The 14,208-nt window shown below is 29.7% G+C and carries 12 protein-coding genes; 7 read left to right on the plus strand and 5 right to left on the minus strand.

Features of this window, described 5'->3' with window-relative positions:
- Window positions 1-2 precede the first annotated feature (2 nt).
- From L2Z92_RS10315 to L2Z92_RS10335, 5 genes are all read right to left on the minus strand, one after another.
- Complete coding sequence (locus L2Z92_RS10315) at window positions 3-2,762, minus strand: TonB-dependent receptor (protein WP_236452769.1); 2,760 nt, start codon at window positions 2,760-2,762, stop codon at window positions 3-5.
- The gene (locus L2Z92_RS10320) at window positions 2,762-3,469 is read right to left on the minus strand and encodes a hypothetical protein (RefSeq protein WP_236452770.1); all 708 of its coding nucleotides are present in this window, start codon (window positions 3,467-3,469) and stop codon (window positions 2,762-2,764) included. The genes L2Z92_RS10315 and L2Z92_RS10320 overlap by 1 nt, the downstream gene beginning before the upstream one ends.
- Window positions 3,470-3,754: 285 nt before the next feature.
- Complete coding sequence (locus tag L2Z92_RS10325; protein WP_236452771.1) at window positions 3,755-5,920, minus strand: polyribonucleotide nucleotidyltransferase; 2,166 nt, start codon at window positions 5,918-5,920, stop codon at window positions 3,755-3,757.
- Between the two features lie 139 nt (window positions 5,921-6,059).
- On the minus strand, window positions 6,060-6,329 hold the full coding sequence (rpsO, locus tag L2Z92_RS10330) for a 30S ribosomal protein S15 (protein WP_236452772.1): 270 nt from the start codon (window positions 6,327-6,329) through the stop codon (window positions 6,060-6,062).
- 95 nt (window positions 6,330-6,424) lie between these two features.
- The gene (locus L2Z92_RS10335) at window positions 6,425-6,880 is read right to left on the minus strand and encodes a GAF domain-containing protein (RefSeq protein ID WP_236452773.1); all 456 of its coding nucleotides are present in this window, start codon (window positions 6,878-6,880) and stop codon (window positions 6,425-6,427) included.
- A gap of 72 nt (window positions 6,881-6,952) precedes the next feature.
- On the opposite strand from L2Z92_RS10335, the gene xrtF reads away from it, so the two are divergent.
- The 7 genes from xrtF (at window position 6,953) to L2Z92_RS10370 (ending at window position 14,203) form a co-directional block, all read left to right on the plus strand.
- The gene (gene xrtF / locus L2Z92_RS10340) at window positions 6,953-7,510 is read left to right on the plus strand and encodes an exosortase family protein XrtF (protein WP_236452774.1); all 558 of its coding nucleotides are present in this window, start codon (window positions 6,953-6,955) and stop codon (window positions 7,508-7,510) included.
- Complete coding sequence (locus tag L2Z92_RS10345; protein ID WP_236452776.1) at window positions 7,491-7,943, plus strand: exosortase F system-associated membrane protein; 453 nt, start codon at window positions 7,491-7,493, stop codon at window positions 7,941-7,943. The genes xrtF and L2Z92_RS10345 overlap by 20 nt, the downstream gene beginning before the upstream one ends.
- A gap of 76 nt (window positions 7,944-8,019) precedes the next feature.
- On the plus strand, window positions 8,020-8,427 hold the full coding sequence (locus L2Z92_RS10350) for an HYC_CC_PP family protein (RefSeq protein ID WP_236452778.1): 408 nt from the start codon (window positions 8,020-8,022) through the stop codon (window positions 8,425-8,427).
- A gap of 49 nt (window positions 8,428-8,476) precedes the next feature.
- The gene (locus L2Z92_RS10355) at window positions 8,477-10,717 is read left to right on the plus strand and encodes a TonB-dependent receptor (RefSeq protein ID WP_236452779.1); all 2,241 of its coding nucleotides are present in this window, start codon (window positions 8,477-8,479) and stop codon (window positions 10,715-10,717) included.
- A 23-nt stretch (window positions 10,718-10,740) separates the two neighbouring features.
- The gene (locus tag L2Z92_RS10360; RefSeq protein WP_236452782.1) at window positions 10,741-11,082 is read left to right on the plus strand and encodes a heavy-metal-associated domain-containing protein; all 342 of its coding nucleotides are present in this window, start codon (window positions 10,741-10,743) and stop codon (window positions 11,080-11,082) included.
- A 159-nt stretch (window positions 11,083-11,241) separates the two neighbouring features.
- Window positions 11,242-11,622, plus strand: coding sequence for a hypothetical protein (locus L2Z92_RS10365; protein WP_265210513.1), 381 nt, complete (start codon window positions 11,242-11,244; stop codon window positions 11,620-11,622).
- Between the two features lie 91 nt (window positions 11,623-11,713).
- On the plus strand, window positions 11,714-14,203 hold the full coding sequence (locus L2Z92_RS10370) for a YbcC family protein (RefSeq protein ID WP_236452784.1): 2,490 nt from the start codon (window positions 11,714-11,716) through the stop codon (window positions 14,201-14,203).
- Window positions 14,204-14,208: the final 5 nt, after the last annotated feature.

Raw genomic sequence — 14,208 nt, forward strand, 5'->3', positions numbered from 1 at the left:
CGTTAAAATTTAAAGTTATAAGTAATTGTTGGAATAGGATAGGAGAAAATACTCGTTTTATATGCTTTTATTTGTCCGTTTTCCGTAACAAAAAAAATAGAATGAGGATTATTTCTTCCTAAAAGATTATACACTGAGATATTCCAAAAACTATGATATGGTTTTTTTATTTTATGGTTTCCCTCAATATTAATTCCTATATCAACACGATAATAATCAGGAATTCTAAATTTATTTCTATCACTATATAAAGTATATTGAGCATTGCCATATGTATAGGTTCCTACAGGATATGTTACAGGTCTTCCTGTTTGATAGGTGAAATTAAAAGAAGCACTATATCGCTTTGTGAATTTATAGTTTAGAATAGTATTGAAATCGTGGGGCTTGTCAAAATTAGAAGCAAAATAGTTTCCATTATTAACTACTTTGTCTGGGGTATTATCATTTAATTGTATTAAAGACCTAGAATAGGTATAACCAATCCAACCATTTAATCGTCCTTCCGATTTTTTAATTAGAAACTCAACTCCATATGCTTTTCCTTTTCCTTGAATAGCATCCCTCTCTATAGATTCACTTAATAATAAATCCGAACCAACTTTAAAATCTAAGAAGTTTTCTGTTTTTTTATAATAACCTTCTAAACTAATTTGGTATAAATCGTCTTTTAAGCTTTTGAAAAAACCAAGTGATATTTGTTGTCCAAAAGCAGGTTTGATGTTTAAATCTGCTAATTTCCAAGTATCTGTAGGTGACTGTGTAGTGTTCGATGATAATTTGTGCAAATATTGATAATTTGTAGTATAAGCAAGCTTTACAGAGAAAGTTTCATTAAACATATAGCGAGACCCAAAACGATATTCCAGACCATTATAGTTCTTAATCGCTTCATTGTTTTTATAAGTTCTAATTTCTTCAATATTTCCCGATGTAGTTGGTGCACCGTTCCTATAAATCGTTTGTGTCGATGGTCCCATTGCTAAAAAAGAAGAATATCGTAATCCTAGGTTAAAAGATAATTTCTTGTTTAAAGAATATTCGTCATTAATGAATAGCGCGCTTTCTAGGCCTTTTTCGTCGTTTATTTTTCTATAAATAAGTAAAGAATTTTCGTCAATAGGCTTTAGTTCACCAGGATTCAATTGATATAGTGTAGTATTTAAACCATAGCTAAATTTATGTTTTTCGTTATAAAAATATACATTTTTAAAAATGAATTTAGTTTCATTGATATTGAAATCGTAGTTAAATGATTTTAAATTATCAGCGACATAGTCAATTCCAAAGGCATAATTACTATTAATTAATTGGAAGTTAGAAATGTTCTTTTTATTAAAATTATGTTTCCAATTTAAAGAAAAAGCACTATTAGAATAGCTGTATAAAGAATCAGAAGAAATATTAAAATTGTCTTTGCTGTAATAAGCACTAGTTTCTATAGCGTTGTTTTCATTTATTTTATGTTTATATTTTAAATAAATGTCATAAAAATTAGCATCACTTTTTTGAAGATTTTCATTGTCAATTTGTTTTAATATCCATTTCGAATAAGTAGCTCTTGCACCTGCAATTAATGTTGATTTTCCTTTTACAATTGGAGTAGTGAAAGTAATGTTTGAGGTTACAGGTCCAATACCTCCTTCACCTTTAAATTTTTCATAATTACCTTCTTTAGAATTAATTTCGAAAACAGAAGCAATTCGTCCTCCAAATTCAGCAGGAATATGACCTTTGTAAATATTTACTTCATTTACTAAATAAGGATTTACAGAGCTGAAGAACCCGAAAAAATGAGAAGGGTTGTAAATCGTTGCATTGTCCAGAAGGAATAAATTTTGATCGTCTTTTCCTCCTCTAACATTTATTCCAGATGAACCTTCGCTAGCCGCTTTAATACCTGGGAGTGAAAGGGCCAATTTAATAATATCTCTTTCACCAAGAACTAAAGGTACATTTTTTGCTTTTTCAACATTAAATGTAGTAACCCCACTTGCAACGGTTTTAACTTCTTTGTTTTTTTCTTTTTGTACAACTACTTCATTTAATAAAGTGATGTTTTCTGTCAATTGATAATTCAAAGTTGCATCTTTTTTTAAGATGATTTTTTGATTTATTTTTTTGTATGACATGCTAATGATTTCTATAACATTCAGTCCATCAGGAAGTTCTATTTTGAAGTAACCATCAATATTAGTTTCAGTTTTTTTATTTCTATTGGTCACATTTATTACTACCCCAGAAATTGGATTGTTCGTTTTTGTGTCTATAATTATACCGTCTAGAACATGAGTTTTTTTATGGTTAACTCCGTCTTGTTTCCCAATTATTGTTATGCTTTCTGATTCCGTATCTTGGTTGTCTATAATTTTTTCGAAGAAAAGTGGCGACGTTTTATTTTCGTTAATGACACTATCTTTTACTATTAAATTAGTATTTATGTCCGTATAAATGAAGTTACTTTGTGTAATAATGAATTTGTTATCGTCTTTAAAGAAATTTAGATTTGTATCTTTTATAATATCATTTAAAATAGTCTCAAGATTAACTTCGTTGAACGACAAATTTATCTTTTTGTTTAAATCTGTCCATTTCTCATTAAAGTAGAATCGATTTTGGGTTTTATTTTCAATTTCTATAAAGCACTCTTTAATAGTTTTATTTTCAAAAGAAAAAGAATATTTAGTTTCCTCATTATTTTGACCTTGAAGAGTGCTTGCAAACAGAATAAAAAGGAAATTAATTAAAAACTTTTTTTTCATTACTGTTTGTTTAAGGTGTTAATGTAGAATGTTAACTTTTTCATGAATGCTGTTTTGTCTAACTTTTCAAGGGTTTTGTTACTGGAATAGAATTTTTTTATTTCTTTTTTGAAATCGGGATAAATTTTAATCCAATTTTCTTTAGTATCGGCTAATTTATAGTCAAAATCAGTATATAAAACATATTCATATTTATTTTCAAATTCATAATGAATAGTTTTCTTGTCTAGTTTTTTTATTTTATTTTTTCTATGCTTAATGAATAGTTTTATTTTTGGCAAATCTATTGCAGATTCATAAAAACCATTATCGATACTTCCGCTCTTTAAGTTGATGAAGGTTGTATCAAATAGTTTAAAGCTATTAAGTTGTGTAGTATCTATTATAATTCCTAGATGAGAAGTTTCTGGATCAGGTTTTATAATTAGTTCTTGGTTGAAAACATCATATTTTAATTCCAAATCGTTAAATAGTATTCCTTGAGTTACAATAACTCCTTTGGAATAGTTTAATGATTCATTTAAGAATTGATTTTTTGTAGATAGAACCCTATAGTTATTAGAGTAGGTTTTCCCGTTAAATAAATGGGAATTTTGAATTCCAATTTGAGATTGAACATAATTGTTTAATTCTTCTGAAGTCTGAGAATATATAGAAATAGAAGAAATAAACAACAAGAAAAGAATGAGTCTTTTTTTGTTTTTCATTTTAGAATGTTTGTTTGTTGGATAAATGTATGTTTTTTTATTTAAAAAAAGAGGTTTTATCTATGTATAATGTTAAATTTTAATATGTCTTATTAAAAAGTCAAAAATATATAATATATAAATTAGTTTGCTCACCTTTTTTTGGTGATTTTATTTTTTCAGTAGGAATCTATCAAAAAGAAAAAAAAATCAATTTTGAAAGTGAGATGGATAGTCTAGAAAAAAATAAAACTCCACTTTCAAATGAATGAAAGTGGAGTTTGTATAATGAATTAAATAATTGAATTAACCTTGAGGAGTATCTTTCTTTTCAATTTTTTTCTCTTCTCTTGGAGGACGAGCTAATAATTGTTTGCGAGATACTTTCTCTTTGCGTGTTTTTGGATCTATACCTAAATATTTTACTTCAAATACATCTCCCATTTTAACAACATCAGCAACATTTTCAGTTCTTTCCCAAGCCAATTCAGATACATGTAATAAAACTTCGTTTCCTGGTGCTTGTGTATATTCTACAACTGCTCCAAAATCTAGCATTTTAATTACTTTCACTTCGTAAGACTCACCTAATGTTGGTTTAAAGATGATAGAGTCGATTTTAGCCATTACAGTTGCAATTCCATCTGGATCAGTCCCTAAAACTTCTACAATTCCTTCTTCAGTAACTGGGTCTTCATTGATAACAATAGTAGTTCCAGTTGCTTTTTGTAATTCTTGAATTACTTTTCCACCAGGTCCTATTAATGCTCCAATGAATGCATTAGGAATTCTTCTTGTAATGATTTTTGGAGAATGATCTTTAACATCAACTCTTGGTTGTGCTAAAGTTTCAGTTAGTTTTCCTAAGATATGTAAACGTCCATCACGAGCTTGAGCTAATGCTTGCTCCATGATTTCATATTTTAATCCGTCAATTTTAATGTCCATCTGACAAGCAGTAATTCCTTCTGAGGTTCCAGTTACTTTGAAATCCATATCTCCTAAATGATCTTCATCACCTAAAATATCAGATAAAACAGCAAAACGATCTCCATCAGTAATTAATCCCATTGCAATACCAGAAACAGGGCGTATCATTTGAACTCCAGCATCCATTAAAGATAATGTTCCAGCACAAACAGTAGCCATCGAAGACGAACCGTTAGATTCTAATATCTCAGAAACAATACGAATTGTATAAGGACAATCTGCAGGAATCATATTTTTTAAAGCTCTTTGAGCTAAATTTCCATGTCCAACTTCTCTTCTTGATGTTCCTCTTAAAGGACGAGCTTCTCCAGTTGAGAAAGGAGGGAAGTTGTAATGTAAATAGAATTTTTCTTCTCCTTGTTGTGAAGGCGAATCAATTTGGTTTGCTTCTCTAGAAGTTCCTAAAGTTGCAGTAGCCAATGCTTGTGTTTCTCCACGTGTAAATAATGCAGAACCATGAACAGATGGTAAATAATCTACTTCACACCAAATAGGTCTAATTTCCGTAGTTTTTCTTCCGTCTAAACGTGTTCCTAAGTCCAGAGTAACGTTACGAACAGCTTCTTTGTTAACTTTGTAGAAATATTTAGAAACTAAATCTCCATTTTCTACTAATTCTTCTTCTGTAAATAAAGCTTTTACTTCTTCTTTTACTTCATCAAATGCAGCCGAACGTTCTTGTTTTGCAGAACCTTTACTTGCAATTGCATAAATCTTATCATAAGAAGCTTCTCTTACTTTTGCATGAATAGCTTCGTCTGTTTTTTCTTGTTCGTATTCACGAACTTCTTTTTTACCAAATGCCGCTTGCAATCTTTCTTGAGCTGCAATTTGAACTTTAATATGTTCATGAGCAAATTTAATTGCCTCTAACATTTCTGCTTCTGAAATTTCTTTCATTTCTCCTTCTACCATTGCGATAGAATCGGTTGAAGCACCAATCATCATATCAATATCTGATAATTCTAATTGTGCTTGTGATGGATTGATGATGAATTTACCATCAATTCTTCCTACACGAGCTTCAGAAATTAAAGTTTCAAATGGAATGTCAGATAAAGCAAGTGCTGCCGAAGCTGCTAATCCTGCTAATGCATCTGGCATAACATCATCATCATGAGACATTAGTTGAATCATAACTTGAACTTCTGCATGGTAGTCACTAGGGAAAAGTGGACGTAAAACACGGTCAACTAATCTCATTGTTAATACTTCGCTATCACTTGGGCGAGCTTCTCTTTTAAAGAAACCTCCAGGGAAACGACCTGCTGCTGCAAATTTTTCACGATAGTCTACTGTTAATGGTAGAAAATCAATGCCTGGACTTGCTTTTCTAGAAGAAACAACTGTACCTAAAATAACAGTTTTTCCAATTCTAATTATAACAGAACCATCAGCTTGTTTAGCCAAACGACCTGTCTCGATAGTGATAGTTCTTCCGTCACCTAAATCGATGCTTTCTACAAATAATTGTGGAATCATAATTTTTAATTCTTAATTAAACAATGGGTTTGTGTAGTTGTGTGTTGTAGTAGTTGTTGTGTGTACCCAATGAAAAACCAAACTTTTTATAACATAATATATTCAAAAACAAAAAGGGGCGCGAAGCCCCTTTAGTTGATTATTTTCTAATTCCTAATTCTTTAATAATCTCACGGTATCTATTGATATCCTTTTTCTTTAAGTAGTCAAGAAGACTTCTTCTTTTTCCTACTAACTTCACTAATGAACGTTCAGTGTTGTAATCATGACGATTCGCTTTTAAGTGTCCAGTTAAGTGGTTAATTCTAAATGTAAACAAAGCGATTTGCCCTTCAGCAGATCCAGTGTTTTCAGCTTTCCCTCCGTGTTTAGCGAAAATTTCAGCTTTTACTTCATTAGTTAAGTACATGCTAATATTATTTTAAATGATTATTATGTATGAATTGTATGGTAGCAATTCAGCTGCAAATATAAGTTTATTTTTAGTATAAACAATTAATAATATTAAAATAAAGTTGCTACTTGCTCATTTACAAATTCTAAGAATCGCTCATCAACTTCTGTAAATGGGTCAATAACATGAGAATCAATATCTATTTGACCAATATTTTGACCGTTAACAAATAAAGGAACAACAATTTCTGATTTAACTGTAAAACTACAAGCGATATAATTGTCTTGCGAAGCAACGTCTGGAACAACAAAGTTAGCGTTTGACTCTGCTACCTGTCCACAAATACCTTTTCCAAACGGAATAACAGTGTGATCTGTTTCTGCACCAACATATGGTCCTAAATGTAATGTTTTTGTTTCGTGATTTGCAAAATAGAAACCAACCCAATTATAATAGGAGATTGTGTCTTGTAGTAACTGACAGATGTTTTTTAATTTCTCATCTCTAGAAAAATTTGTATTTTCTATTATAGATGAAACTTTAGGTTTTAAATTCTCAAAAGGCATGTTTAATTTTTTTTACAAAAGTATTTATTCTTTCTCATCAAAAAATACATATTTTTGTTAAAAATTACTACTTTGAAGTCACTTTTTGTGCAATATCGTTTATTCTTTATTTTTTTAATCAAGTTTTTACTTTTTTATGTCCTTTTTTCATTCCTTTATAAAGGTTATCTGAATCAATATAAAAATGATTTAAATGGAAGAAAAACCGATGTAATAACAAAGAGTGTAGCACTACATACAAATTATCTTTTGCGCTTTTTGGATCAGGATTCAAAAATAGAGGTCAATAACAAAGAAGGCTCAGTTAAAATGATATTTAAAGAAAGATATGTTGCTAGGGTAATTGAGGGGTGTAATGCAATTAGTATAATGATTTTGTTTGCTGCTTTTATTTTTGCTTTTTCTGCACAACTTAAACAAACAATATTATATATTATCTTAGGAATTTTAACTTTGTACGTCTTAAATATTGGCAGGGTTGCATTTCTTACTTATGCGTTGTACTATTACCCAGAATATCAAGAAGTGTTGCATGGAACAGTTTTCCCATTGTTGATTTATGGATTTGTATTCATTTTGTGGGGACTTTGGATAATGAAATTTGCAGGTTATGATAAAAAAACTGTTTAATAACAAGAAGAGTATTTTTTTTATTATTCTTTTTTTGTTCGGATTAGTATCAATTAGAATTTTCGAAAGAAAGCTGTTTTATGATCCTTTTTTACATTTTTTTAGAACAGAATATGAAAATCAAGAATTGCCTGTTTTTGATGGCTTTAAACTTTTTCTTAATATAGTATTTCGTTATAGCTTGAATACGCTATTATCTTTAGGTATTATTTTTTCTGTATTTAAAGAGAAAGTTTTACTAGTCTTTTCATCGTGGTTGTATTTAGTTTTTTTTATAGTGTTAACTATGATTTTTTTTGGGTTACTATTCTTTAGTGAAAAACCAGATTATTGGATGCTATTCTATGTTAGACGTTTTTTAATTCAACCTCTTTTTCTTTTACTTTTTTTACCTGCATTTTTTTATCAGAAACTTAAAAATAAAGAATGTTAATTTGTTTTGTAGTTAGGTAATTGAAAATTATAGAAATGTTAACGTAATTAATTAGAATCTTTATTAAATTTGCAACATGCAATTTAGAAAATCTATAAGTGTATTATTATCTACCTTTATCCTGATTTCAAATTTAGGATTGGTTTTTAATGTACATTATTGTAAAGATAAAATTGCTGGGATTTCTTTAGATATTAATGGTAAAGAAGCTTGCTCAGAAACGGTTAAATCATGTTGTGCAGCAAAGAAAGAGTCTAAGGAGTGTTGTTCTAATAAATTGGTTAAGCTTGAAAAAGAAACAGATAATGTTTTAACTAAGAGCTTTCAATTAGATTTGATACAGTTTTGTTTTAATACATTAACTGAAGTTCTTGAAAATACTTCGAAAAATATTTTTACTTCAAAAGAATCACCGTCTTTTTATTGTAATTCTAATGCACCTCCATTTTATAAACTTTATTGTCAATTAGTATTTTATGCATAATTTTTAATGTTTTTTAGTCTTTAAAAATAGAAACATTAAAATTGAATTTATGTATAAAAAAATAACAATACTATTGTTGTTTGTAATATCTTTTACTCAAGCACAAGATATAATAAAAGGAACAATAATAGACGAAAATAACGAAGAGTTGTTAGGAGCCAATGTGTTTTGGTTCAATACTTCCGTTGGTACAACAACCGATATTGACGGTAAATTTTCAATAAAAAAAGTTACGGAAACCAATAGTTTAGTTGTTAGTTATTTGGGTTATAAAACTCAAAAAGTTGAAATAACTTCAAACAACGAAATTACAATTAAACTTGAAGCGATTACTACTTTAAAAGAAGTAACAGTTTCTAAAACAAAAAAAAGTACAGAACATTCTAAGTTTCAAGTTACCAATGTGCAAACTATGGGGCAAAAAGAACTATTGAAAGCAGCGTGTTGTAATTTATCGGAAAGCTTTAGTACAAACCCTTCAATAGATGTTAATTTTTCTGATGCTGTAACTGGAAACAAACAAATCAAAATGTTAGGATTAACAAGTCCGTATATTTTAATAGCCGAAGAAAATATCCCTTCAGTTCGTGGTGCTTCTCAAGCCTATGGATTGTCTTTTGTGCCTGGAACTTGGGTAGAAAGTATTCAAATAACAAAAGGAGCAGGAAGTGTTATTAACGGATATGAAAGTATCTCAGGACAAATTAATTATGAAATTTTAAAACCTATTGATGATATTCCATTTTTTTTAAATGTTTATGGTTCAATGGATGGTCGATTTGAATTGAATACTCATTTTAATCAAAAATATTCAGATAAATTAAGTTCGACATTATTTGTTCATGGAAATACAAGACAAACTAAAAATGACATGAATAATGATGGTTTTCTAGATAATCCAATTGGAAAACAAATCAATCTTTTAAACCGTTGGCAATATAACGATGTTGAAAAAGGAATAGTGAGTTTCCTTAACGTGCGTTATATGAATGATGAAAAACAGTCGGGTCAAACATTTTTTAATCCCGAAACAGATAAGCTAACAACTAATGCTTGGGGTAGCGCAATAAACACAGAGAAAATAGAAGTGTCTAATAAAACTGGATATGTTTTTCCAAATATGCCTTATCAAAGTATCGGATTTCAAAATTCATTTCAATCGCACAAACAAGATTCTTATTTCGGTTTGAATCAATATAATATACATCAAAAGAGTTTGTATTCTAATTTAATATTTAATTCAATAATTACAAATACTAGAAATAAATTTGCAACAGGGATAAATTTCAGTTATGATGATTATGATGAAAAAGTAGCAGTTAATTTTGCGAAAGATTTTTCAAGAACAGATAATTCTGTAGGAGCATTCTTTGAGTATACATTCGATAATTTAGACGATTTTAGTTTGGTCGCTGGTTTACGTGTTGATAACCATAACCGATTAGGGACTTTTGTAACACCAAGACTTCATATTCGATATAACCCTTGGAAAGAAGCTGTTGTTAGAGCTTCAATGGGAAGAGGTAAACGTGCTGCGAATATATTTGCCGAGAACCAACAACTATTAGCGTCATCTCGTAGTTTTTCAATTTTGAATAATGACGGAAAATTATATGGATTAAATCCAGAGGTTGCTTGGAATTATGGTTTAAGTTTCATTCAATCTTTTAAGGTTTTTGGAGCTAATTCAGATATTGTTTTAGATTATTATAGAACCGATTTCGAAAATCAAGCTGTTGTTGACTTAGATTTTAGTCCGCAACAAGTATTGTTTTCTAATTTGAATGGGAAAAGTTTTGCAAATTCTTTTCAAGCAGAGTTTAGTATTGAACCTTTTAAGCATTTCAATATAAAATCAGCCTATAAATACTATGATGTGCAAACACAATATGCAACAGGGCAATTGCAAAGAGCATTGCAAGCAAAGCATCGTTTCTTTACAAATGTTTCCTTTGAAACTCATATAAAAGACAAAGGACAACAATGGAAATATGATGTTACTTATAATTGGTTAGGTGAGCAACGTTTGCCAAACACTCAAAGTAATACGCTACAATATCGTTTGCCAGAAAACGCACCGTCTTTTGGAGTTGTTAATGCACAAATTACAAGAACTTTTTCGAGTGTGTTTGAAGTATATTTTGGAGGAGAAAATTTAGGAAACTTTAAGCAGAAGAATGCAATTGTAAGTGCAGAGAATCCATTTGGCTCGTCTTTTGATAGTAGTATGATATACGGACCAGTTTTTGGGCAAATGTATTATGCAGGTTTGCGATTTAAAATAAAATAAGTAATTTTAAAATAAAAAAGAACATGAAAAAAATAATAATGGTTTTACTAATGGGGATGTTTTCATTAGTAATTTTTTCTCAAGAAAAGAAAAGTAAAAACAAACAAGTTTCATTTAAAGTGACAGGAAATTGTGAAATGTGTGAGAAAAAAATTGAAAAAGCTGCATTCTCTATTAAAGGTGTTAAAAGTGCCGATTGGAAGAATGATGAGCAAAATATATTTTTAATTATTGATGAAACTAAATGTAGTACATTAGATGTTGCCAATGCAATTGCAAAAGCAGGATATGATTCTGAATTAGTAAAAGCAGACGATGAAGATTATGATAATTTACATGGTTGTTGTCAATATAAAAGAGATTAATTCATTTAAATCCCGATAGTTTTATCGGGATTTTTTTTTTGATTAATATTTGATTTTTGTATAATGAACTGGATACTTTTTTATTATTAATTTTTTTTCTTAAAAAAACCTTTTGAATTAAAAAAAAAGGTACATTTGTTCCATATTTAAGGATTAATTATGAGCTTCAATAAGCCTGCTTTTTTTAAACTTACTATGAGTGCACTTTTCCTAATATTTTTAGGATTAGTTACTTTTGGTAATAATCAAAGTAAAGAAGAAGTTTATAAAACTGTTGCAGTTTTTGAAAACACAACAGTTTCACTTGATAATAATCATTATTTAATTTTAGAATCAAATGACGATTCTATTTCTTTTAGAGAATCTGAAATTGAGTTAGAACTTGAAATTGAAACTTTTCTTTTTCAAAAATCTATTTATAGTTTTGAAACACTTTCTACAGTTTTAAAGAATGAATGCTATTATTGTACTCATTTTTATACTGAACAAAGTATTCCACTTTACGATTTGTTTTGTAATTGGAAATTGCACCTTTCTTAATACATAATTTAAAACCTTTTTTAACTGTATTTTTTTACGATTCTATAACATCGTAATAATACGCTATGTATTAACTTTATTTCATTTTTAAATGAATACACATACCGTAGGTTTCGATGAACAACATGTTCTCGAACACCTAAAACACTATTTACCAGCACAAAATCCGCTGAAGGACTTTGTGCATCATAATACGCTACATGCTTTTCAGAAGGATCATTTCTTCTCAGCATTACAAGAAGCTTCAGAAATTTTCGGATACAAGACTTATTTATCTTTACCAGAATTCAGAACTCGATTTGCTAAAAAAGAAATTTCAGAACCTGTTTTAGATTATGTCATCCGAAAAAACAAAGTAGATAAAGATTTTTCTAAATGGAAAAATAATCTATTAGAGAAAAAATATTATGAATACCTAACTGCAAGAGTAGGAACATTGCGTTCTTTTTGGAAAAAAGAGTATGCAATTAATTTAGATAAATCCACTCATGGTGTACTTTTTAGAGTACTATGTGGTTATTTAGATCAAGGTATTGCAATTTGGTCATTCCCAGCTCACGAAGAAGGTTTTTTAGGCTCAATCAAGAAATTAAATGCAACTAGCTTTACAAGTATTTTTAAAACCAATAGAGCAAAAGAGTTATTAGAAAAAGGCACTTCAATTAGCGAATTATTAGCTTTAATTGTAGGTAACCCTTCTTACTTTGAAACTTATTTATTTGATCAACAATTTTCGCACCCAGGTTGGAGTGGAATGGTAGCTACATTAGAAAGTAATCCAAATTCTTTATTAGATAAGAAGAGTATCACATTTAATGAGTTAATCATTTTTGAGTTATTATTAGAATTAGATGCTTTAGATGCTAAGTTTGGAGAGAATTGGGCACCTTTAACACATCGTTTTAAAGATGATGGAGAAAACCTGTTTGAAGCAGTAAAATATGATGAATATTTCGATGTTCTATCGCTATGGCAACAGGCTTTTGAATGGAGTTTGTATGATCAAGTATTAGCAGGGATTAAAAATGCTAAACCTAATATAACGCTAACAGATACTAGTTTTCAAGCTATGTTTTGCATGGATGATAGAGAATGTTCTTTTCGTAGATATATAGAGAGTTTAGACACTAGTGTAAATACATTTGGAACGGCTGCTTTTTTCAATTTCGAGTTTTTCTATAAACCTGTAAATGGAAAGTTTTATACAAAGCTTTGTCCTGCACCAATGACGCCTAAGTATTTAGTAAAGGAAGTAGATAGAAAGAAAAAGCAACCTAAAGACTTGCATTATACTAAGAAATCACATTCCTTATTATTCGGTTGGATAATCAGTCAAACCCTTGGTTTTTCTGCTGCATTCAAGCTGTTTGTTAATATTTTTAAACCAACAATGACACCAGCTACAAGTGCTTCTTTCAAGCATTTAAACAAAAAATCAAAATTGATTATTGAGAATAAAAATTCCAATGAGAGAGAAAATGATTTGCAAATTGGTTTCACAGTTGAAGAAATGGCAAATAGAGCAGAAGGATTACTGAAAAGTATTGGATTGGTGAAAGATTTTGCTCCGATAGTATATGTAATCGGTCATGGTGCAACGAGTGTAAATAACACACATTATGCTGGTTATGATTGTGGAGCATGTTGTGGAAGACCAAGTTCTGTTAATGCAAAAGTAGCTTGTTTTGCAATTAATAATCCAAAAGTGAGAGCTATACTTAAAGAAAGAGGGATTGCTATTCCAGAATCGACTCAGTTTTTACCTGGATTACATGATACAACAAGAGATGAAATTGCTTTTTATGATGAAGATACTTTATCAATTAGTAACAAATCGCTACATCATGAAAATGCAATTACTTTTACAAAAGCATTAGATTTAAATGCCAAAGAACGTTCTCGACGTTTTGATACTGTAGATACTAATCAAACATTAGAAAAAGTACATGATAGGATAAGACGACGTTCGGTTTCTTTATTTGAACCACGTCCAGAATTAAACCATGCAACCAATGCAATGTGTATTGTTGGAAGAAGAAGTTTATCGAAACAATTGTTTTTAGATAGACGTTCATTCATGAATTCTTACGATTATAATGTAGATCCTACTGGAGATTATTTAGCAGGGATATTAGGTGCTGTTGCTCCAGTTGGAGGAGGAATTAATTTAGAGTATTATTTCTCTAGAGTTGATAACCACAAACTAGGAGCAGGAAGTAAATTGCCGCATAATGTAATGGGGCTTATTGGTGTTGCTAATGGAATTGATGGTGATTTGAGACCAGGTTTACCTAGTCAAATGATTGAAGTTCATGATCCAATTCGAATGTTGACGATTGTTGAGCATTTTCCAGAGATTGTAAAATATGCCATTACTAAGAACCCTGCAACCTATGAATGGTTTATTAATGAATGGGTAAAACTAGTTGTTGTTCATCCAGAAACGAACGAGTTGTTTCATTTTGAAAAAGAAGGTTTTGAGAAATACATTCCGATTCAAAAAGAAGCTAATACGGTTAAAGATGTTCAAAAATTAGCGGAACAATCGCAAGATAATTTACTAGTAGGAATTTTAAATTAAGGAAA

This window comes from Flavobacterium jumunjinense (genome assembly GCF_021650975.2).
In the GTDB taxonomy this organism is placed as follows: domain Bacteria; phylum Bacteroidota; class Bacteroidia; order Flavobacteriales; family Flavobacteriaceae; genus Flavobacterium; species Flavobacterium jumunjinense.